Genomic DNA, 22,084 nt, shown 5'->3' with positions numbered 1-22,084 from the left:
CCGTCCTACTGGCTGCAACCGGGACTCACTCCGCTGGCCAGGTGCAGGTCACGAGATACTCGACCCGGTCGTTGTCGGGCGTCTCGACCGCGACCGTCACGGGACGATCGCGATCACGGACGATCCCGACCGCAAGAAACGACACCACGGGATGGTCGACCCGGTCGAGACGTCCATAGAGGCTTCCGGTGACGCCGAGGGACGCTCGCCCCTCGGCGACGTCAGTCTCCACGGTGTCGACGAGCTCGAACTGCTCGAGGAGCGCATCGGCCAGTCGTTCGACCGTCGTCTCGATCCCTGCCCCGCCTGTTGTAGAGACATCGGTATAGGTTTCATAGAGCGGGTCACCGGTTGCGGGGAAGGTGATCCCGCGTTCGGCCGGCTCCTCGGTGACGACGAAAGGATCCCCCCGGTGAGTCTCGTCCGGGAGCCGGTAGTCGGCTCGCTGTGGAACGAACAGCCGAACCGAGTCGTCGTCGGTCGGGACGTAGACACGGGTGTCAGTCAGGCCGAGCCCGGCGACGATCTCCGCTTCGCTCTGGGACAGGGTCGCGTATATGTCCGCCCCGAGCGTCGCCGGGACGAACCGCTCCGGCGTCAGAAAATACAGCAACGACGCCAGAAACACCCCCGTCCCGCCGAAGGCGAACAGGACCGTCTGGGCGGACGGATATACCACACCGCCGAGGAAACCGACCACACCGAGCCCCGCGAGTATCGCTGCCATCTGCGTATATTCCGCCTGCCTCGCCCGGGAATACTCGCGACGAAGCCGTCTGTTCTCCTCGCGAAGGACTTCGAGTTCGGCGGCCAGCGTTCGGTCGTCCTGAGCGGGGCCGTCGGTGTCGGTCGATGCTTCGCTCACGAGGATCCCTCCAGGAGACCGAGCCGAAGGAGTGCGTACCGATGGACGCCATAGAGGACGACGGCAGCGAGTGTCCCGACGCCGACCGCCGCCCACGGGAGGGCGAGGTGGGTGATCGCCACCAGCGCCACGCCGGCCGCGAACCCATACGAGAGCGCCATCGCGACGGCTACCCGCGACGAGCCATCACTGCTGAGCCCGCCGGCCGCGAGTGCGATCACCACCGTCGCTTCCAGAACGACACCGTCCGGGACCGGACGAATGGACCCGACAGACAGGACCAGGAGATGCAGGAGCGCCACCGCAACGATCGCCACACCGGCACGCGTGTGACGTCGATCCGCACCGCGCCAGTCAGTTCCCACGACACTCATGGATAGGTCCTCCGAGAGTGACCCCTATCAACCAACTGATCTCCTGGGACAACGGCGTCCTGATCAGTCATTGTCGTCCCCCTTGCTCGCGGCGTGTTGAAAGCAGTGCTTCCACGCGATCACCTGGCCCAACTTCGTACGCCTCGACCCGATCGAGTCCAGCGAGTGTCTGCCTGAATTCCTCGAACCCACGGTAGGAGGTATACGCAGCATCGAGATCACCGACCAGCTCCGTCTCGAACAGCGCCCCCGGCGCAAGAAATACCACGACCCGTCTCCCGTGCTCTCTGGCCAGTTTGACTGTCTCTCGCACCTCGGTTCGGTCACGGTCGTCAGTGAATATAACGACCCACATCTCGCCGTCGATCCGGGGCAGGTAGGCTTTCCCAGCCCCAAACAGCGGTCGATCGGCGATCTGCCGGACGTACCGGGTGCCGTCCGCGAAGAACGGGTGGAGAGACCGGGCGTACGGGGACGCCGCCTCGCGAAGCCGTGTCGCGTTCCGCCGGGCGGTTCCGGGACCGATCAGATCGGCCTCCATCGCTGTCGAAGCATCCGCCGTCTCGGCCCCACCGGTCGGCGTCGCGGTCTGGAGTCGTGACCGGATGTGTTCGTAGGTCCGTTCGTCCGCCCGCGGCATGACTTCGTCCGTCACACCGCCGTCACCGATCGCATAGAGCCCGAGCGGATCGTCGAGGTTCGCCGCGGCCGAGACAAACCTGAGTGCCACCTCCCGGAGATATGCGAGCATCGATTCGCCGCCAGGGCCGCTTTCCAGCCGACTCCGGCGGTCGAAAAGCAGGACTGTCTGCCGGTCGGTCTCGACTTCGAACTCCCGGACATGCGGGGACGCCAGGCGTGCCGTTGCCTTCCAGTCGATGTCACTGACAGTGTCCCCTGGAACGTACTCGCGGACTTCCGCCGGGCTGATACCGGATCCGATTTCGCCAGTCCGATGCCTGCCACCCGGCGTCGCGATCACCGACTCGCCACCCTGCCCGACGTGAACGTCACCGACCTGTCGAGGTTCGACGGTGAGGTCCGTCGTCGGTCCGCGGCGAAACTGTTCGCCGAACAGCCCCCAGGTGCCCGAGACTGCAACGGTCGGCCGTGGGATCGTCGTCGTCCCGGCAACCGTCGCGGTCACCGTGGCGTCCGCCCACCCCCCCGTCTCTCCCGGTGGGATCGTCACACGTGGCTGTTTCGAGACGTCAAGAGTCACCGGAAACGTCGGCACGATGGACACCTCGAGTGGAGTTGGTTGAGCGAGGGTCGCTTCGAGTGACCACCGGACGGTCCCGCGGGTGGTGACGAACGGGCTGTCGAGCGTCTGGGTGATCGTCATCGATCGATCGAGTGCGAGGAGCCGAAGCACAAAGACGAGTTGCGCGCCGACAACGAGCCCCCAGATCCCCCCCGCACCAACAACCAGGATCGGCCGGGCAAAGACCAGTCCGAGAACGGAGAGGACTCCACCGGCCCCGACCGCGGCCCAGAACCGTCGCGTCACCTCCATGCTCCGGACGAACGGCAGACACGTAATTGAACGTGTTGGTAACCACTGGAACAGAGAGAAGACGTTTTGGCTGTCGGCGACTACCCTCACCTGTGTCCCGCCCCGGTTTCGACCGCTGGCGTCGGCTCTCCCTTGCCTTGTTAGTGGTGAGCGTGGTGTCTTTGCTCGCAGCTGCGGTCGTGGGCGTTGCCGTCTCGGACGCGGAATTCGGCCCTGGCGCATCCAGCGACAGTATTGAGGGTCTATCCCAGGAAGACCCCAACGAGCTAACGACGTCAGGGGGGTTATCGGCCTACCAACGCCAACTCGCCGAGCGCCTGGCGTCCCGAGCGCGGCAGGCGTCGGCAAACCTCAGCTCCGGGGACGTAGACCGTGCCCGATCGCTCCTCGACGATACCGAGTACGAATCGGTCCTCTCGGCGTACTCGAACGTCTCTACCGGCGGGCAAAACGAAAGTGACGTGCGAGCCCTCCTCCGAAGCAGTCGCTTGCTGGGGAATTACTCCACGATGGTATCGGGCTACTGGGATACCCACCGGAACTACTCGATTCTGCGTAACGCGACGACCGTCTTCGACATCTATCGGCCGGTCGATCGCGGGGTAGTCGTCCATCCGGGCGCGGTGGCGACGGCCGACGAAAGACGACGAGCACTGTTCAGGCAGGCACTCGACCGGAACACGACACTCACCGAGTTCCGGCGAACAACCGCCAGGGACCTCCTGAAACTCGACGAGCGGATCAACGAAACGGGAGCGGAACTCATCAGTCTGTACCGGAACGGGTCCGCACTGGGGGGAAACGAGACGTCTGCGCGTGCGATCCGGACGAGCCTCGCTAACATCTCGGAAACGACCCGGGAAGTCCGAGAAGCAACGTTCAGGGAAACAGCACTGCGAATCGAGTCGAACGCCGGTCGAATTTCGGCAGCCGACCCACTGACAGTGACCGGCCGTCTCAGGACCGCGAACGGAACCGCGCTGGAGGGGCGTCGTATCGCAATCGGCACCAACGAGACCACGTCGACGACCACCGACGATGACGGGGCGTTCTCACTCACGTACTGGCCAGTGTTCCACCCGTCGAACACCTCGACGGTGCGGGTCCAGTACGTCCCGAACGCGACTGCGCCGTACGCCGCTGCCGAAACGAGCATCAACGTGACGGTCGAGCGGTCGAAGCCAACCGTCGCAATAGAACCACTCGAAGGGACGGTCCACTATGGTGATCCCGTGCCGGTCACGGGTCAGGTTCGCGGTGGTGAGGAAGGGATTCCGGCCGTCCCCGTCGTCGCAACCATCGACGGGCGACTCCTCAACCGGACCGAGACCGATGGCTCGGGACGCTTCCTCATCAACGCGTCGCTGTCTGGCGACGTCCCGGCCGGTGAGCACACCGTCCGGGTCCGCGTGCGCGCGGAAAACACGACACTCCGAGCGGCGAACGCGACGACACCCCTGCAGGTCGGCGAGAGCGATACCGAACTCTCGGTATCTGCGCCCGCCACGGCTGACCAGACGGCCCGGGTGGCCGGGACGCTTCGGTTGCCGGACGGGACGCCGGTGGTCGCCGAACGGGTCGCGCTGCTGGCCGATGGCGAGCCAGTCTCGACCGTCCGGACCACCGCGAACGGGACCTTCGAGACGACGATCAGCCTGCCGGACGACGCCGCTTCGGCGGGTGTCCTTGGTGGCGAGACGCAGGTGTCGCTGGAAGCTGTATTCGAACCCGGTGGCGGAAATCTGCGACCGTCCAGGGCGACGGCCACGGTGACTGTCGCCCGTGGGCCCGCGTTGCTTGGGCTCGCCGGCGTCGGCCTGGCTCTGGTCGCCGTCGCGGGCGTGGCAGTGGTGTGGGTCCGGCGTGAGGACACCACTCCACCGACCGGCGGGAGTGAACAGAGCGACCGGTCATCGGAGACCGTCGCGACGGGGAGAGACCCGGAGTGGCTGCTCGAACACGCCGGAACCGAACTCGAAGACGGACAGCCCGACAGTGCGGTCATGGCGAGTTACGCTGCGTGCCGCCAGACGCTCGAGGCCGCGCTGTCGGTGGACCAACCCGGAACGCACTGGGAGTTTTATACGACGTGTCGAACGGCGGGTATCGAGGAGGACGATCTCGATACACTGCTGGAGCTGACGGAGCTATACGAGCGGGCGGCGTTCGCAGACGACACAGTTTCCGCCGATCGCGGGGCCAGGGCGATCACGCTCGCCGAAGAACTCGCCGACACACATGTTGACGACGAAGATCACAACTGATACGGCAGAGAACGACCCGTCGACGATCACGGCTGAGAACGAGTCGATATCCGTTCACGCCGTCGAACGTCTCACGAGCTTTTAATTATGGGCCGACCGAACCCGGAGATAGAACATGCCTGATCGCTTCTCGAGACGGCACTTCCTCGGCAGTCTCCTCGTCGCCGTGTTGGGCGGCTGTGCCGAGCGGGCGGGCAAGACTCCGACGAACACGACCACGCAAACGACGGACGAACCAAACATGACGCCGACAGACAGCGACTCGAAGACGGGAACGAGCACGCCGACCGAACCGGAGGACCGCAAGGAGTTGATCGAACAACTTCCCGAGACGAGCCCACTGGTCCGGTCACTCGAAGACGTCGTCGCGGCGGACGACAGGCGTTCAGTCGCCGAGGATGCCGGCTACGAGTTCCGGGAGGAGGATCACTCGGTCCGGGTCTCGATCCGGTTGGAAGCTGACGGTGAACTTCCGGACGGGTATCGCGTAGACGTGGAAGATGCGTTCGATGGCTATATCGAAGCCTACGTTCACGTCGACGATCTGGTTCCACTGGCGATGGAACCCGCAGTGCGGAAGATCCAGCGACCCGCAGAGTCAAAACCCCATGGCGGGCAAACGGGCAGCCCCTGATCGAGATCGTGGACGGGGACTGGGCTATACTTCGCTCGTGTGCCGTCCTGTTCAGCGAGCGGAGAGTGACCACTGACACCCCTGGGTGGCCACCCATGAAAGCGAGCAAACGTTGTGGTGAAGAGTCACAAAAACGTGATCGTATCGTCACAAAAACAATATAATAGGGAGCCGAGAATTACCGTCCAATGGGACGCATCTACCTGGCTGGAACGGGTATGATACGACGACATTCGGGGAGCGCAGTGGGTGATGCCGCATGAGTTCTTCTCCGTCAAAACTGGCGGGCCCAGTGCGACGGAAGGTGGGGGAAGGGGAGCGAAAACAGACGGCCGATTCTGACAAAGTACTGCCGCTGTACGTCAGAGCGGAACCGGGGAAGGTTTCGGCTGCCAAGCGAGCAATAGAGAAGACCGGCAGGGAGATCCGATCGGTGGACGCCGGATACATCGCGGTCGACCTGCCGCCGAAAAGTACGCTTACGATCGCGGAATCGGACGCGGTGCGTCACATCCAGGAACGCCACACGCCGCGTGCACATCAGGTACCGGAGCGGAACATTTCAGAGGGCGTCGGCGTGATGCACGCCGACACCCTCCACGATGAAGGCGTCACGGGTGACGGCGCCCGCATCGCCGTCATCGACCACAGGTTCCACACCGACAACCCGAAATATTCAGATAGAATCGTTGCGACTGTCGGCGATAGTACGTATTTCACGTCTGATAGTGAATACAACGATACAAGTTACGAAGGGCCAACGGAACAACACGGAACGGCCTGTGCCGAACTGGTCGCCGACGTCGCCCCCGACGCGGAACTGGTTCTCGCGACGACCATCGGCCCGCAATCGTTCGGCCAAATCATGAACGAGATCGAAAGTTACGATCCGGACGGGGCGACGATGTCGCTGGGGTATTATACCGGACTCCGCATCGACGGCGAGGACCCGATCAGTTCGCGAATCGATCAGTTCACTGACGGCGGGCGGCTGTTTGCGAACTCCGCCGGCAACGAGGCGAACGCACACTGGGACGGACAGTTCGAGAACGACGGCAACGATCTGATGGTCTTCGACAGTTCGCTGTCGACGCCCACACGGTTCCCCGTGGAAATGCCCTATTCGGGCAGCGAGATCCACGTCCACTGGGATGCCGACTGGAGCCAGGACGACCAGCGCTACAAAGTCCGGGTGTACGACAACGAAGACGATCCAGTCGGTGATAGCTCGGCACTCCTCACTGAACAGACGACCGATCCCGTCGAGATCATCTCGGCACCGTCGTCGGGAAGTAACCCGTACCATCTCGAAATCGAGAAGGTCGACGCCACCGGCGACGAGCACTTCGACATGTTCACCTGGTACTCGTCGCTCGGTCGCACAACCGCGCGTCGAAGCATCGGGATCCCGGCGACGAGTCCCGACGAAAATCTGCTTTCCGTGGCGGCCGTACAGGCAACGGAGTACGGTCGGACCAGCGAGGAACATCTCAAGCCCTACTCCTCGCAGGGGCCGACACAGGACGGGCGACGGGGGATCGACATCGCCGCACCGTCGATGGTTTCGACGACCGACGAGGGTGAATACGGCGCGTATGGCGCACTCGAAGACGGTGGCGGCTTCAACGGGACATCGGCAGCCTCACCACATGTCGGCGGGGCGTTCGGGTTGCTGTTCGGCTCGGCGATCAGCGCCAGTCCAGTCCAAGCGCGTGACGCACTGTTCGATACGGGACGGTCGATCGTCGATTCCGATGTCGCCGAGCCCGGCGAGAACAACACCAAGATCGGTCACGGATACACCGACGTCGCGGCCGCTCAGGAGTGGTCGACGTCGATTCATGCGACCGGCGACGTGATCTCGCCCGGGGAACGCGCGACGATAACAGCCGCGGGAAGCGACATCGAGAACATTACCGTAGCGGACCTCTGGACGGACTGGTCGGTCGACTCGACGCAACCCGACGGCGGGACCTTCAGTGACGACGTTGCGTCCGCCGGGACGGGGTCATTCTCGTGGGATTCGACGCAGTCGTCGGTCTCCGTGTCGCTGACTGTCGACGTGCCGAGTCGCTACGTCGGCGGTACGTATGTGGTGGACGTGATCGGTCAGAAATCCGGATCGCCCGTCGAGAAGACGGTCCAGATCGATATCTCCTGACGGCCGCTGTGACAACCCCGATCAGGACGGGAGAACGGAACGCCTTAGAGGGCGTTGTGTGTTAGGCACAGTACATGAACCCGACTGTGGTCATCGGTCTCGACGGGGCCAACTGGCCCCTCATCGAACCCTGGATCGAGGAGGGGCGACTCCCAAACATCGCACGGTTGCGCGAGTCGGGCGCTTCGGGCATCTCCCGAAGTCACCTGCCGCCAGTCACCTGCCCGAACTGGAAGTGTTACGCCTCGGGGAAGAACCCCGGAAAGCTCGGCGTCTACTGGTGGGAACGCATCGACACGGACGAGCGAACGATGGCACTGCCCGACTCGACGGACTTTACGAGCCCGGAACTGTGGGATTACCTCAACGACGCCGGCCACCGAACGGGCGTGGTCAACCTCCCGATGTCCTACCCCCCGCGAAAGGTTGACGGGGTTATGGTCGCTGGCGGGCCCCGTTCCCGGGAAGACGAGTACACGGAGCCGCCAGCACTGCAGGCGGAAATAGAGGATCGCTTCGACTATCGAGTCCACCCGGCGAACGTCCTCACCTCCAACGAGGACAGCGACCGGGCGGTCGAGATGGTCCAGGATCTCCTCGAGACGCGCCTGGAAACGGCACACGCACTGCTCGAAGAGCGCGACCTCGACTTCCTCCACGTGACGCTCTTTCACCTGAACGTCCTCCAGCACTACTTCTGGGACGGCCCCGAGACCCGCGAGGCCTGGGAGCGCATCGACGCCGCACTCGAACCGTTCGTCGAGGGCGAGTACAACCTCGTGCTCATGTCCGACCACGGCTGTACCGAGATCGACACGGTGTTTTACGCCAATCGCTGGCTCGAGGAGAACGGATACCTCTCGACGGAGTCGAGTCTCGCCTCGCGACTCCACGGCATGGGGTTCACTCAGGAGCGCGTTGCCGGCATCGTCCGATCGCTCGGACTGGAACAGTACATCCGACCGCTGGTTCCGCGGCGAATCATCGAACGGTTCCCCAGCGACGACGGCGTCGTCCGCCAGGAGAAGCTCAAACTCGTCGACTGGGCGAACACCGACGTCATCGCCAGCGGGCAAGGCCTGTTGTACGTCAACGCCGCGGACGACGCGGAACGGGAATCGATCCTGACTGATCTGGAAGCCGACCTTGCCGAGGCGACCGGGACGACCGGTGAGCCGATCACCGGCGCGATCTATCGGCCCGAGGAGATCTACGAGGGCCCCTATGTCGATCTTGCGCCCGATCTAATCTTCGATCAGCGACCCGGCGTCCACACGAGTGGGGCAATGGGTGACGGGCCGGTCACCTCGGAACCGGCCGACTGGCGCGGCGAGAACATCCCCGACGGGCTCGTGTTGTTCCACGGCGAGGACGTCGCCGCCACGGACCTCGGGTCGATCAAGATCTCGGACATTACACCGACCGTGCTTCACTGGATGGGAGAGGCAGTGCCCGAAGACGTCGACGGTGAGGTCGTGTTGTCGGCGTTTGCGGACGGGAGTCCGACGGCGACGCGGGCGGTGCGGACGCGGTCGCCGCTTCCCGGGCGTGGATCCGGATCCGCTCGCGGTGATCTGGATTCGGATGTTGAGGAGCGATTGGAAGATATCGGGTATCTGGAGTGAAATATCGTTAGTTCTACTAGATGTGTGTGATTGGGGGGTTACTATTCAATCCGAATGATAACTTCATCTGTGGCGGGATTGTCTCCTGACCCGCTACCTCTGATGGTGAAAAGATAGTCCCCTGTTCCGTATTTTTGTGATGGTTGAATGATGACGGTGAGTTCTAACCCGACCCGTGTATTGTCGTAGCTTATGATCGATTTTCGCCCGTTACGATTGAATGTACCTCTGGAAAAGTCAGACGCTGATTCAAGGATATCCATACCCACCCACAGTCCATCAAGTTCTACAGCGTTGATGCCCGAGGCTTCAATCGTTACCTTTGCTTTCCCACCTGGCGAAATGACGTCACCGGAAGCACTGAGCGATGGTTCAACATCTCCTAAGAGAATATCTGAGGTCCGTTCATCATCGGCTCTCATTTGAGATTCAGAATTCACCCAGCTAGAAATTCCTATAGTATCTCCCTGGGACCCATTCAAAATGTCTACTCCGATATCGTAGACCGAATTACCACTCCCCAGGTCAATGAATTCCAGTTTGTTTCCAGTTTCTTTGACCAAATCTGTATCGCTAGTTGTCATATTAACTTCAAACCCATCCGGGTCGAAGTCGACAATCGTTCCTGTGGAGGCTTTGCTCTCAATCGTTAGTGTGAGCTCACCAGTGGGAGGGACAGCATTGGGGTGATCAAGCAAGGTGATCTCGCCGTTTGCATTCTCCGTTGCCTCGTCATCAATCCTAAATTGAGATGACTGCTCATAATCAGCGTCAGCTGGCTTTTCTGCATTGACCCATGACCGAACAGTGCCTGTCTCTCCATCGGCACCATCGAGTACATCAACATCAACTACGTATGTAGATTCTCCTTCCGTCCGGTCAATGAATTCGACACGACCGTTGTTATTGGCTACAACGTCATCGTGAGATGTTGTGATATCGAGATCAAATCCGCCAGACTCAACTTCGACAACCGTCCCTGCAGAGTCAACAGTGTCGACAATCACGGTAAACTCGCTATCTGGTGCGATGATCTCAGGGTGACTGAGCTCGGATATTTTTCCGCCTTCAATTTCACTTTTCGTCATTGTTGATTGTACCACTGAACAAGGTCAATCAGGTCCTGAAATATGATTGACACCCCGTTGATGGGAGAGTTGTTCTGATACGATTGAACTGCACCGTCCAGATCACCTGCAGTGAGTTCGCCAGCCGGGCTGTTTTGCGAAGTAACAGCACTCCATACTTCTTGGGATACACCGGATGGATGAACTTCTTGAGGAGGTGTCCCATTCTCTAACGAAAGAGAGATTGTATATCTGAAAGTATCTGTGTTACCATCGCCCGATGAAACGATAGTATAGGTTCCTGCTTGGTCTACCGATAGGTTTGGGATTATTGCGTTCCCATCTTTGCCGCCGTGTTCATCATATTCTACTCGGTTCTCATCCGGATCATACAGTGCTATCCATGCATCATTATCTAATTCATTATGAGGCTTCATTTCAATAGTTACTACATTATCTTCTCGGGTTTCGAATCCATACGTATCGTGATAGCCCTTAACAGAAAAATTATCAAAATATCGATCTTCTCGGGTGATCTCCCCTGTTAGACTCTCACCATATGAGATTGTTTGATCAATTGGAATCCCTTCGTACACAGAGATTTCGTAGCTGAAAAGATCCGTATCTTGGTCTCCTGTCGCAACAATCGTATATTCGCCTGCCGAATACTGGTCAACACCATATTGCGTAATAACAGCGTTCCCATCTTCGCCGCCGTGTTCGTCATATTCTACTCGGTTCCCATCCGGATCGTACAGTGCTATCCATGCATCATTATCTATCTCGTTGTGCGGCCGTATCTCGATTGTAATTTCATCGCCTACGTCGGCTTGTAGGCCATACGTATCGTGATAGCCCTTAACAGAGAAATTATCATAATATCGGTCCCCTCGGGTGATCTCCCCTGTTAGACTCTCACCATACGAGATCATTCGATCGATCGGAATCCCTTCGTACACAGAGATTTCGTAGCTGAAAAGATCCGTATCTTGGTCTCCTGTCGCAACAATCGTATATTCACCTGCCGAATACTGGTCAACACCGTATTGCGTAATAACCGCGTTCCCGTCTTCACCATTGTATTCGGCAGTTTTTGCGAGGTCTCCATCCGGATCGAATAATGCAATCTGCGCATCGTTATCTATCTCGTTGTCCGGCCGCATTTCGACCGTGACCTCATCGCCTACGTCCGCTTCAAAGCCATACGTGTCATGATAGCCCGCAATAGTATAGTTATCATAATACCGATCATCGCGGGTGATTTCCCCGGTTAGACTCTCACCATACGTTATCACCTTTTCTGAAGGGACCCCTTTATACAAAGATAATTCATAGTCCAACGTGTCATTATCAGAATTGACTGAACTCGTCACATCGATAATATAATCGCCAGAAATTCGCGGTAGACTATGCAGCGAAATGGCCGCATTTCCATCTTCAGCATTCCCGCGTGCATAAGTCAAATGATCTTCATTCGGACGGCGTAAGTCTATCCGACCTTCATTGTCGATTGGGTTGTTCACTCTCAAATCGATACTTACCACGTCCTCTTCTTCAGCTGTAAAGAACAGTCGATCTTCGGTTGTCCCAGTTACCGTATCACCGTATTGTATCATATTTCCACTCTCTCTAGTACTGATGTTTTGGAATATGTGATGCACATAGTAGTGAATGTAATCGAACGGTAGTTATGCTTTTTGCTGGCCAATATGTGACAGGGTTCAAATATATAAGTGCGCGTTATTTTATGACGAGCATCGAAGTGGTTTCGGCGACATCGCTTGCGTTTGTTGCAGTGAGGTTCACTTCGTATGTCCCACCGATGTAACGGTCAGGTACTGATATTGCCAGCGTTGGCGAAACAGCACTCTTCGTACTTGGCCAAGTGAGTGTCACTCTGCCGTTGGCTTCGACAGATTTCTCGACGATGTCGCTTGGTACATCGACAGACACTGTCCAGTCCGTCCAGATATTTTCGATTATAAGTTGCCCGACATTGTCCGCAGAAACATCGATTGATGCTTCTCCGCCGACTGGAATGGTCTCATTAGAGGCATTCACAGTGAGATCACCAACATCGCCTCTGTACTCTCCCGGCAAAATCGGCTCGGCTGTCTCGACGCGGGAAAGTGTCTCCTGGTGCAGATTACTTACGTCTGGCTCCGCCTCGATGGCAACCGTTTGCGCCGGTTCCAGGGTTGGAACCTGTAAATCAATGGCGCGATGCACTGCAACAGTACTCCCGTTTTCTGTCTTCGCCGGCGGCAATGAGATATCTGTCGTCGCCAGTTCCGTGTCGGTGCCGTCTCTAATCGTAAGGCTCGCTGTTCCCTCGCCTGGACCATGGTTCGACACGAGCACTCGAACGAATCGATCATTGTCCTCTCGGTAGCGGATATCCTCAACACGAAGGTCTGGACGAACCAAGTACGTTCGGCGTAGCGAAGTTGTTTCTGCCTGTGGCGGGAGTCTCTCATTTGGATCAAGTCGAACAGTATGGGTGTCGGAGTTGTCCAGCGACACTGGGTCAATGACAGTCTCGACAGTGGTGGTCGTTTCTGGCTCGATTCGATCGAGCATTGGTGTGCCTACCGGACCAGCGGCATCGCTCAGTTCCACAGGTACGTTCTCAGCGACCGCACCGCCATGGTTCGTGACTGTCACGGCGATTGTCGCTTCGCTCGGTCCGATCCGCGTCGCAGCCACTGTATCAACACGTAGCTGGACAGTCGCAGCAATCAACTCGACACTGTGTGGTTCTGTCTCAAGCGACGGTTCCGGCACATCCAACTGGAGTTCGAACTCGCCCCCATCACCGACCGTGACTGTCCAATTGCGAGCCAGCGTTCCGCCGGACTCCAAGGGCTTGTGCGTGATCGCCTTGATTTCTGTTCCATCACGGAGTATTCTAACAGTGACCTGTTCTGCCCCGTCAACGTCGCCGCGGTTCTCCAGCGTGTAGGACAATGTCGTTTCTCCGCCCGCTGTACCACTATCGATCGATCCATCAATGGCGTATGCAGGACCGAACTCCTGAAGGGTCGCAAACACGTCACTCACCGCATCAGTCCCTGTATCACGGACAGCGTAGGCCGAGAGGAACGAAGCGCTCCCGGCAAAAACTAGATCACTGTACCGAACCCGAAGCCCATCTTTGATATTCTCGGTGATTCTCCGATCAAAAATCCAGCCATTGCCACGATCGAGTCGATACACTTGATCGCGAGTGTCTTTTCCTTCCAGCGTCGAGATATAGGAGAGTATCGCCTCGTCTGACCGCGACGAAAAAGACAGTTCCCGGACCTCCGCAACATCCTCACGAAGAGACAGTTCGGTTGTCGTCCCGTCTGTTCCTTCGACCAAGGTCGGGTCTCGGTTTGTATTCGTCGCCCAAAGGACCCGTCCATTCGAAACGACGACCGTATCAGCAGCCGTCGCACTATAGGTTTGGTCGGACATAGTCGCCGTTCCATCACGGATTGTGTGAGTTACACCCGTGACCTGCGCTCCATCCCAGACAAGATATGCGAGATCGACAGTGCCATCGTTGCGCCGTCCCAGATCCGGGCTTGCAGCCCCGGACCACTCTGAGATGGGCGCTGTCGTTCCGTCTGGGGAGACAACTGTCGAGCGAACAGTCGTCGAACCCGTCTCGCGGTCGAACGACTCCCAGGCTAGATGCCATTCACCGTCCGCTTTGGCTACCGTTGGACGTCGTTGGGTAACGCTCGTGCTTGTGAGCAGCGTCGGATCCGACCACGAATTCCCGTCGTAAATGCTGTAGGCAATTTCCGCTTTGTCTCGTGTGTTGTTGACCGCAGCAAGCGTGTCCAGTTGCTCTCCACTTGCCGTGAGGTCTTCGGGTAGGCGTTTCCAGGCGAGAAGAATCTCACCAGTCGACATCGCTGCACAAACTGGACTGGCATTTGCATATGTGTCGTCGGTAATTGCAAACGTCTTGCTCCAGGAACCGTTCTCGTACCACCGGCCGACAAGATCGTGACCTGCATCAGCTGGTTTGTTCTCGGCCTGTTGCCCCCAGATCACGACTTGTGTATTCTCTGCCGGGCTTGCGAGTACCGGTTCGATGTCCTCGTAAGGCCGGTCAGTGAGACGGAACGACTCCCGCGGTGAAATTGTGTCAGTATCAACGGAAACAGTGTCCACACTATCGATCTCTGGGAGCGGTTGCGGGCCTCCCGCAGACTTGTGACAGACACGTGGTCGAGACACTGTGGTCGCTGTTACTTGTTCTGTAGTACTCCCTGTGAGTGGCTGATCCCAGATCGGATCTTGCTCCAGTGTGATTCCGGGAAGGAACGGTGGATCAAGGACGACTTTTCCCGCGAGGAAAAATGTGGCCTGAATGTTCCAGTCGTCAGTGCCAACGTCGAATTGACCATCAATTCCACCACTCGGAACGCCTTTGAGTTCCCCGTCAGGAAGGGCAGGGAGCTCAAGCGCGATACCGATCGACACTTGAAGTTCGACACCTGGTTCCACTGTGCCAGTATCGAACGAAAGGTCTGCATTGAAATCGAACGTTCCGTCGGCGGAAATGAGGATTGTTGGCACGATACCGATAGCACTGTCAGTCCCGGGAATCGGAATGCTGACTGGAACGGGTATTGTGGGTGGTGCGACATCAAATGATAGGAGGCTGTCAATATCTGCTTGCGCACTCTGCAGTTCAAGCGTCGTTGCTTCGATTTCCCCAATCAATGCGACCTTGATTTCGAATGCGAGTGCCATCACTTCGGCAGTGATGTTCCCCGCGGCAGTCAGTTCGGCCTCGTTGGTCCGGGGATCGTAGATACCGCCCATCGCGACGCCGAAATCATAATCGCCGTCACCGTTCTCGCGGGGAGATTCATCTCCTCCAAGAAGATCATTTGGAATGTCAATCCCCGGGGCGAGATTCGATAGGGGAGTATATGTGATCTCAATTTCTTCGTCGGTCAGTGCAACGCCGAGTGTGTCCGTAGACTTCAGCAAGAATTCAAGCCAGTCAGGGAGTCGCTGAATAGGAATGTCCTGTTGAAAGTCTTGTTGCATTCCATCAGTCGTGACCGCACGGACCGTGAGCGGAGTGGCAGGTGGTTCGATGTCGTCGATCGTGAGGGACGCATCGTATGGCGGACTCTTGGAGATGGCTTTTTGACCAGCAAAATAGAATTCCACACGATCGATATCCTGTCCATCAGCCGTGTTAATGGTCGCTTCGACACCCTCATCGATACCAAGTTTCGGAAGCAATGTTCCGCCGATATCTCGATCGAGATTGGCTATCTCTATGTTCGCTGAATTCACCGAGATAGTACGAGTGACTGTATCCTGCTCTGTCGCAAGTGTCACGCGATAGTCGCCAGACTCGTCATAGGTGTGGGTGACTTGCTGACCAGTTGCCCCTCTCCCGTCACCGAAATCCCAAGTGTATGAATTGCCTCCGGTTCCTTCGAATGTGACGGATTGTCCGGTTACCGGCTGTGCTGGTTGGGCCGAGAAATTGAGTTCCGTTTCCCTGACAACGGCAACCTCTGATGTCGTCGTATCCGTCTCATCACCATCTACGGTAGTCAAAGTGATAGAATATATTCCCGTAGTATCGAAGCTACGGGTGACGGTTAATCCTGTGGCTGAAGTATCATCGCTGAACTCCCATTTATACGTATCAATTTGGCCCGTCGACTTACTCGCATCAAAGGTAATCTGGTTGCCAGGAGACGTAGTAGCGGTCGAAACGGAAATTTCTGAATTGAGATCTGGACGTGTTATAATATCTGAGCCAGAAACGATTGAAAGGCGGTCCACATGTATTTTATAGTCACCACTAACTACAGTGAGGTATTGAAGCTTGGATTCAACAACATCCCCACTATCATTGGTCTGGACATCAACAGTCGTCTCCCCTCTGAATTCGCCATTGATTTGGTACTGAAGATTCACTTCTTCTCCGTTTGAATCCCAGTAGTATTCAATTTTGAAACTATTATACACACCAATCTCACATGATCCGAGATCAATACCGCCGCCTCGAACGGACCCCTCTGCATCGAATTGAATCAGCTTTCTTTTGAATCCGACATTTGGCCAAGCCGATGGATTCTCTCGTATGTCAATGCTTCCATTCTTTGTGCCATGACAGCCGCCTCCTCCCTCACCAGTCGGATCGATCTCTCCGCGGACGATGACTGACTCGTCCTTAGGCAAAGAGCTACCAAGTTCCCGGTGCGCTAATGCCTGCCAACAACTGCCGTAACTACCTACAAGCTGAAGCGCTTTGTCGCCGCTTGTGACGGGTTCATCAACGATTTTTTGATCGCTGTTTCCACTCTGTTGCCATCGGCCAGGGAACGAACCAATAGCATACTCCTCAAAGTCATCAGAGAGAAATGTATCATCTTTTGCCATATGCAGCGGGGTTCGAACTACACCAATATATAATCCAATGCTTCAACTCTATTATTTAAATGTAATAAGAATATAACATTTGTTTAGTATTTTATTCTTTCTTTCGAATCCAATTGAGACACAGCCAATGCTTGAGACACACGACTACGGCAGCAAAACTACAGTTCTGAATGAGGGGAGCTCGAAAACTGCACTAAATGTGGCATCACCGGAATGTTACCCACCTACCGCAGTCACACTACTCATCCAAATAGTACCGTACCGTTTCTTCGAGCCCCTCTTCAAACGACCATTCGGCCTCCCACCACAACTCCTCGATCTTCGCCGTATCCAGCGCGTATCGCTGATCGTGTCCCGGTCGGTCCTCGACGAACTCGATCAGCGATTCGGGCGCGTCGACGGCTTCGAGGATACGTTCGGCGACCTCGACGTTCGGCAACTCCTCGCCGCTACCGACGTTGTAGATCTCGCCCGGTTCCCCGTCCGCCAGCACCCTCTCGATCGCCCGGCAGTTGTCCCGGACGTACGTCCACTCCCGGACGTTCGTCCCGTCGCCGTACAGCGGGAGGGACTCCCCCTCGGCGGCCCGGGTGAGGAACTTCGGAATCAGCTTTTCCCGGTGCTGTCGGGGACCGTAGTTGTTCGACGATCGGGTGATGAGGACAGGAACGTCGTAGGTGACGTGATAGCTCATGGCCAGGTGATCGGCGCCGGCTTTCGTCGCCGCATACGGGTTTCGGGGGTCGAGCTTGTCATCCTCGCTAAAGGTCCCTTCGGCGATCTGGCCGTACACCTCGTCGGTCGAAATCTGGACGAACCGCTCGATGTCGTGGGTTCGTGCGGCGTCCAGGAGCGTCTGGGTACCCCCGACGTTGGTCGAAACAAAGGGGGCGTCCTCGTGGATCGATCGGTCGACGTGTGACTCTGCGGCGAAATTGACGATCGCCTCCACGTCGGCAGTGCGTTCTTCGACCAGTTCCTGATCACGAATGTCGCCCTCGACGAACTCACAGCGTGGCGAGTCGAGTGCGCCGTCGAGGTTGGATTTATCACCCGCGTAGGTGAGGGCGTCCAGGACAACGATCTCGTGGTCGGTCGCGTCGAGCAGATAGTGGACGAAGTTCGAGCCGATGAAACCGGCACCGCCAGTGACGAGAACGCGCATACCTGCCACTGCGAGACGCGAGGCTTTATGTTTTCGTTTACACTTTGTCGGGATATGGACATACTGGTTCTCGGTGCCGGTGGGCTGCTCGGTAGCAACGTCGTCCACCACGCCCTCGAGGACGACTTCGCGGTCTCCGGGACGTACTACGAAGCGGAGCCATCGGTGGATGCACCGCTCGCGAAAGTAGATATCCGCGATCGAGAGGCAATCCGAGAGCAACTCGAGGAACGACGACCGGACGCAGTCATCAACTGTGCGGCGATGACCGACGTCGACGCCTGCGAGACGGCATCCGGGGTGGCCCACGAGATCAACGCCGAAGCACCGGGACAGATCGCCTCAGCGTGCGCGGAGCGCGCCATTCCACTGGTCCACGTTTCGACGGATTACGTCTTCGATGGCGACACTGACACGCCGTACACTGAATCGGCAACGCCGAATCCGATTCAGGTGTACGGAGAATCGAAACGCGACGGCGAGGTGCGTGTCAGAGAATCCGAGGCCGAGACGATCATCGTCCGGCCGTCGTTCATCTACGGTGTCCACCGCGCCAGTGGAGAGCTGACGGGATTCCCTGCCTGGGTCCGGGACCGCCTCGCAGCCGGCGAGTCGACGCCGCTGTTCACGGACCAGTGGGTGACACCGAGCCGGGCCGGGGCGACTGCCTCGACGATCCTCGCACTCCTTGAGACCGAGTTCCACGGGACTGTCCACGTCGCGAGTCGATCGTGCGTTATGCCGTATACGTTCGGACAAGCGATCTGTCGACAGATGGATGCGCCGGCGGTGTTACTTGAAGAGGGATCACAGACTGAGGTCGACCGGGCTGCCGCTCGACCGACCGATACCTGTCTGGCGGTCGATCGGGTCGAGTCAGTGCTCGATCGGCCACAGCCGACACTCGAGGCGGACCTCACGGCGATCGAGCCCTGGTTGTCGGGCTAGAGCTGGTACTGCTCCCGGTTGTCGAGGAAGAAGTCCCGATCGTCGGCCGGGAGATCATCGAACCGGAGCACGGACTGACACCCGAGACCAGGGCACTTCATCACCCGGTTGGCTTCGAGCTCGTTCGCGGCGACGACGGTTCCACAATCGGAACAGGTGTGTGTGATGATGTGCATGCTTAGAGCTTGAGATTCGAGTTCTCGCCGACGACGAGTCGTCGTCCCGCCGGGCGTTCGTCGGCCGCACTCCCGATTCGGGTGTTCCGACCGATGAGACTGTCCACGATCGTTTCGGCGGAGGTTACTTCAGACTCCCCGACGAGGACCGTGTTCTCGACGTGGACGTCGGCCAGCTCACAGTCCGGTCCAATGGACGTATACGGGCCGACGTAAGTCCCGGGGCCGATCGTCGTCCCCGCCTCGATCGACACCGGACCGCGGATCACCGCCCCCGCCTCGACCCTCGCCGACGGTGCCAGATCGACTCTGCCCGTCACCTCGGCGTCGGTCGAGATCTCACCCGCCCGGTCGTCGGCGACGTCCTCCAGGACGAGACGGTTCGCGTCGAGAATGTCCTGTGGCCGGCCGGTATCCTTCCACCAGCCCTCGACGACATGAGAGTCGATTGGGTTGCCCTCCTCCAGGAGGTCCTGGATCGCGTCGGTGATCTCGAGTTCGCCCCGCCAGGACGGTTCTAACTCCTCGATGACGTCGAAGACATCGTTCGAGAAGACGTAGATGCCGATCAGCGCGCGGTTGCTCGGCGGATCCGCCGGCTTCTCGACGAGGCGCGTGACCGCCCCGTCGGCGTCGGTCTCGGCGATGCCGAACTCCGAAGGGTTCTGGACCTCCTGGAGGGCGATGCCCGCGCCGTACTCGCCCGCCTGGAAGCTCTCGACGAGGTCCTCGATGCCCTGTTTGAGGATGTTGTCACCCAGGTACATCACGAAGTCGTCGTCGCCGACGAAGTCACGGGCACATCCCGCCGCGTGAGCTAGGCCGAGTGGATTCCCCTGGACGATGTAGGTGATATCGACGCCGTACTCGGAGCCGTCCCCGAGGAGTTCCTGGATCGCCTCGCGGCCCTTGTGACCCAGGACGACCCCGATATCGGTGATGCCGGCGTCCTTGAGGTCCTCGACCGCGTATTCGAGGACGGGTTTGTTCGCCACCGGCAACAGCTGTTTCGGGCCCGTGTGGGTGATCGGTCGCAGCCGGGAGCCGGTCCCCCCGGCGAGTAGCACTCCCTTCATGGTCAGTGTGGCTGTTCGTCCCAGTCGAGCGGGATCTCGTCGGTGTCCGGCGGCAGGCGCTGCTCGTCGGGATCCTCGTAATCGTAGAGGTTCGTCGGGAAGTTGATCAACGTCGCGCGCTCGTCGCCGATCACCTTGAATCCGTGCCAGCACTCCCCCGGCACTCTGATCGCCGTCGGGTTGTCCTCGCCGATGACGTACGTGTCCAGTTCACCCTGTGTTGGTGAGTCCTCGCGGTCGTCGTAGATCCCGACCTTCACGTTGCCATGGGGGACGACAAAGTGGTCGATCTGGCCGCGCTCGTGGCGGTGCCACGCCCGGACGACACCCGGATACGACTCCGAAAGGTAGCTCATCGTCGGTTCGTCCTCGCCCGCGAAAAAGTCCCAGTCCGACCGCCAGATCTCCGTGAGCGTGCCACGCTCGTCGGCGTTGATCTGGAGGGCTCGCAGTTCCACGTCGTGTATCATGTTCGCTGAGTGATTGTGGGGTCTCCCACATCACCTTTGTCGTTTTGCGGAAGATTCCCCGGTTTCCGGGGATCGACCGACACCGGGAACCGCGAGAAAATATCGCTATCGTCAGGGATCGCGGACGATCTCCTGGTCCTCGAAGCCCTCGCGGACACCCTTGACCGTGTAGGAGAACGTGTAATCCTGTGGCCCGTCGCCGAAGTCCTCGACGACGATCTGCTCGGTCGACGTCTCGACGACCTGCGGGTGGACCTGATCCTTCGCGTAAGGCGTCACCTGCACGGAGAGCGGTTCCTCCTCGCTGGTGACCATTTCGAAGTGCTCCGGCAGCTCGATCTCGGCGCGACCCGCATCCATCTCGGCAACGTCGGTCGTCTCGGTCCGCGGCTCGCCCGCCTCGACGGCCGTATAGGCGACCTGCTTGGGGCCACCCGTCGTGTCGACCGTCTGGACGAAGTTCTTCGTGCCGCTTACCTGCAGGTCCCCACCGACTTCGAGTGTCTGGTCGACTTTGGCGTCGTCAGGAGTGTAGAGTCCGTAGCCGTCGGCAGAGCTGACTTCGCCTTTAACAGCATAGGTAGTGCCGGACCCTGTAGATTGCCCACGCACAGCAGTTCCGTCTTGCGATTCGCTATAGCCGAAAAGAGCTTCACCGCTGCCAGGATCGCTAGACCGGACCTGTCCTTCCAATCCGGTCCCATCTGGGGAATTTACCCGGCCGACTAAACCCCTAGTATTGCCCGATCCAGCATCCGCATAGCCGAAAATACCCGTTCCATCCGTCGAGTGTGATTCACCCCTGACAGCAAAGGTGTTACCTTCTCCGGATGCCTCTCCACGCACAGCAGTTCCGTCTTGCGATTCGCTATAGCCGAAAAGAGCTTCACCGCTGCCAGGATCGCTAGACCGGACCTGTCCTTCCAACCCGGTTCCGTCTGGGGAGTTTACACGACCGACTAATCCTCGCGTGTTTCCCGACCCAGCATCCGCATAGCCGAAAATACCCGTTCCATTGGTAGATTTGGCCCTCCCTTCAATCGTTCTGCCGTCGTCCCCCTTCGCAACTTTCAATCCGGTAACTCCATTACCTGGTGAACCTGACCAAGCGTCACCTAAATGCCCTCCAGTATCAGCACTAGCAGCGCCAGTTGCACTTCCCAACAAACCAAGGGTTGCTAATGAAGCCAGAATTCCCCGTCGAGATGTTTTGATAAACGAACGGTCACTATTCTCCAACGACGGTCGGCCTATAGCTTTTCGATCTTCAGCACTCTCATCCTCTTCCACCCCCATCGAATTCAAGCGGGTGCGTAGTCTCTGATTCTCTTC

At 58.6% G+C, this 22,084-nt stretch carries 16 protein-coding genes; 5 read left to right on the top strand and 11 right to left on the bottom strand.

Features of this window, described 5'->3' with window-relative positions; genetic code table 11:
- Nucleotides 1-25 precede the first annotated feature (25 nt).
- The 3 genes from HUTA_RS10545 to HUTA_RS10535 all read right to left on the bottom strand — a co-directional run bounded on the left by HUTA_RS10545 (nt 26) and on the right by HUTA_RS10535 (nt 2,755).
- Nucleotides 26-865, bottom strand: coding sequence for a hypothetical protein (locus tag HUTA_RS10545; RefSeq protein ID WP_015789894.1), 840 nt, complete (start codon nt 863-865; stop codon nt 26-28).
- Entirely contained in the window at nt 862-1,239 is a 378-nt protein-coding gene (locus HUTA_RS10540) for a hypothetical protein (RefSeq protein ID WP_015789893.1), read from the bottom strand. The genes HUTA_RS10545 and HUTA_RS10540 overlap by 4 nt, the downstream gene beginning before the upstream one ends.
- Before the next feature lie 67 nt (nt 1,240-1,306).
- Nucleotides 1,307-2,755, bottom strand: a complete 1,449-nt coding sequence (locus tag HUTA_RS10535; RefSeq protein WP_015789892.1) for a DUF58 domain-containing protein — start codon at nt 2,753-2,755, stop codon at nt 1,307-1,309.
- Between the two features lie 92 nt (nt 2,756-2,847).
- Between HUTA_RS10535 and HUTA_RS10530 the strand changes: the two genes are divergently transcribed.
- The 4 genes from HUTA_RS10530 to HUTA_RS10515 all read left to right on the top strand — a co-directional run bounded on the left by HUTA_RS10530 (nt 2,848) and on the right by HUTA_RS10515 (nt 9,439).
- The gene (locus HUTA_RS10530; RefSeq protein WP_169304897.1) at nt 2,848-5,019 is read left to right on the top strand and encodes a hypothetical protein; all 2,172 of its coding nucleotides are present in this window, start codon (nt 2,848-2,850) and stop codon (nt 5,017-5,019) included.
- A gap of 115 nt (nt 5,020-5,134) precedes the next feature.
- Nucleotides 5,135-5,653: a hypothetical protein gene (locus tag HUTA_RS10525; protein WP_015789890.1), complete on the top strand. Its 519-nt coding sequence runs from the start codon at nt 5,135-5,137 to the stop codon at nt 5,651-5,653.
- 292 nt (nt 5,654-5,945) lie between these two features.
- A complete protein-coding gene (locus HUTA_RS10520; protein ID WP_049941318.1) occupies nt 5,946-7,814 on the top strand; it encodes a S8 family serine peptidase in 1,869 nt (622 codons plus the stop codon).
- Between the two features lie 74 nt (nt 7,815-7,888).
- A complete protein-coding gene (locus tag HUTA_RS10515) occupies nt 7,889-9,439 on the top strand; it encodes an alkaline phosphatase family protein (protein ID WP_015789888.1) in 1,551 nt (516 codons plus the stop codon).
- A 41-nt stretch (nt 9,440-9,480) separates the two neighbouring features.
- On the opposite strand, the gene HUTA_RS10510 is transcribed toward HUTA_RS10515, so the two are convergent.
- From HUTA_RS10510 to rfbB, 4 genes are all read right to left on the bottom strand, one after another.
- A complete protein-coding gene (locus HUTA_RS10510; RefSeq protein ID WP_015789887.1) occupies nt 9,481-10,527 on the bottom strand; it encodes a hypothetical protein in 1,047 nt (348 codons plus the stop codon).
- Entirely contained in the window at nt 10,524-12,122 is a 1,599-nt protein-coding gene (locus HUTA_RS10505) for a hypothetical protein (RefSeq protein ID WP_015789886.1), read from the bottom strand. Before HUTA_RS10505 ends, HUTA_RS10510 begins: the two co-directional genes overlap by 4 nt.
- A 124-nt stretch (nt 12,123-12,246) precedes the next feature.
- Nucleotides 12,247-16,917: a PKD domain-containing protein gene (locus tag HUTA_RS10500; protein WP_015789885.1), complete on the bottom strand. Its 4,671-nt coding sequence runs from the start codon at nt 16,915-16,917 to the stop codon at nt 12,247-12,249.
- Between the two features lie 238 nt (nt 16,918-17,155).
- On the bottom strand, nt 17,156-18,082 hold the full coding sequence (gene rfbB, locus HUTA_RS10495) for a dTDP-glucose 4,6-dehydratase (protein WP_015789884.1): 927 nt from the start codon (nt 18,080-18,082) through the stop codon (nt 17,156-17,158).
- Between the two features lie 54 nt (nt 18,083-18,136).
- Between rfbB and HUTA_RS10490 the strand changes: the two genes are divergently transcribed.
- Nucleotides 18,137-19,030, top strand: a complete 894-nt coding sequence (locus tag HUTA_RS10490) for an SDR family oxidoreductase (protein ID WP_015789883.1) — start codon at nt 18,137-18,139, stop codon at nt 19,028-19,030.
- On the opposite strand, the gene HUTA_RS10485 is transcribed toward HUTA_RS10490, so the two are convergent.
- The 4 genes from HUTA_RS10485 to HUTA_RS10470 form a co-directional block, all read right to left on the bottom strand.
- The gene (locus HUTA_RS10485) at nt 19,027-19,206 is read right to left on the bottom strand and encodes a hypothetical protein (RefSeq protein ID WP_015789882.1); all 180 of its coding nucleotides are present in this window, start codon (nt 19,204-19,206) and stop codon (nt 19,027-19,029) included. The two genes, HUTA_RS10490 and HUTA_RS10485, sit on opposite strands and share 4 nt — an antisense overlap.
- A gap of 2 nt (nt 19,207-19,208) precedes the next feature.
- Nucleotides 19,209-20,282, bottom strand: coding sequence for a glucose-1-phosphate thymidylyltransferase (locus HUTA_RS10480; RefSeq protein WP_015789881.1), 1,074 nt, complete (start codon nt 20,280-20,282; stop codon nt 19,209-19,211).
- 2 nt (nt 20,283-20,284) lie between these two features.
- Complete coding sequence (locus tag HUTA_RS10475) at nt 20,285-20,752, bottom strand: dTDP-4-dehydrorhamnose 3,5-epimerase family protein (RefSeq protein ID WP_015789880.1); 468 nt, start codon at nt 20,750-20,752, stop codon at nt 20,285-20,287.
- Nucleotides 20,753-20,863: 111 nt separating this feature from the next.
- Nucleotides 20,864-21,364, bottom strand: coding sequence for a hypothetical protein (locus HUTA_RS10470; protein ID WP_015789879.1), 501 nt, complete (start codon nt 21,362-21,364; stop codon nt 20,864-20,866).
- Nucleotides 21,365-22,084: the final 720 nt, after the last annotated feature.

It is taken from the genome of Halorhabdus utahensis DSM 12940, assembly GCF_000023945.1.
Classification (GTDB): Archaea; Halobacteriota; Halobacteria; order Halobacteriales; family Haloarculaceae; genus Halorhabdus; species Halorhabdus utahensis.
The sequence above is the reverse complement of the archived record's forward strand: the minus strand, read 5'-3'. Positions and strand labels throughout refer to the sequence as shown.

What these genes read in the sequence shown, in the direction of transcription:
- HUTA_RS10540 (WP_015789893.1), bottom strand. Translation starts at nt 1,239, where the DNA reads ATGAGTGTCGTGGGAACTGACTGGCGCGGTGCGGATCGACGTCACACG.
- HUTA_RS10535 (WP_015789892.1), bottom strand. Translation starts at nt 2,755, where the DNA reads ATGGAGGTGACGCGACGGTTCTGGGCCGCGGTCGGGGCCGGTGGAGTC.
- HUTA_RS10525 (WP_015789890.1), top strand. Translation starts at nt 5,135, where the DNA reads ATGCCTGATCGCTTCTCGAGACGGCACTTCCTCGGCAGTCTCCTCGTC.
- HUTA_RS10515 (WP_015789888.1), top strand. Translation starts at nt 7,889, where the DNA reads ATGAACCCGACTGTGGTCATCGGTCTCGACGGGGCCAACTGGCCCCTC.
- HUTA_RS10510 (WP_015789887.1), bottom strand. Translation starts at nt 10,527, where the DNA reads ATGACGAAAAGTGAAATTGAAGGCGGAAAAATATCCGAGCTCAGTCAC.
- HUTA_RS10505 (WP_015789886.1), bottom strand. Translation starts at nt 12,122, where the DNA reads ATGATACAATACGGTGATACGGTAACTGGGACAACCGAAGATCGACTG.
- HUTA_RS10500 (WP_015789885.1), bottom strand. Translation starts at nt 16,917, where the DNA reads ATGGCAAAAGATGATACATTTCTCTCTGATGACTTTGAGGAGTATGCT.
- rfbB (WP_015789884.1), bottom strand. Translation starts at nt 18,082, where the DNA reads ATGCGCGTTCTCGTCACTGGCGGTGCCGGTTTCATCGGCTCGAACTTC.
- HUTA_RS10490 (WP_015789883.1), top strand. Translation starts at nt 18,137, where the DNA reads ATGGACATACTGGTTCTCGGTGCCGGTGGGCTGCTCGGTAGCAACGTC.
- HUTA_RS10485 (WP_015789882.1), bottom strand. Translation starts at nt 19,206, where the DNA reads ATGCACATCATCACACACACCTGTTCCGATTGTGGAACCGTCGTCGCC.
- HUTA_RS10480 (WP_015789881.1), bottom strand. Translation starts at nt 20,282, where the DNA reads ATGAAGGGAGTGCTACTCGCCGGGGGGACCGGCTCCCGGCTGCGACCG.
- HUTA_RS10475 (WP_015789880.1), bottom strand. Translation starts at nt 20,752, where the DNA reads ATGATACACGACGTGGAACTGCGAGCCCTCCAGATCAACGCCGACGAG.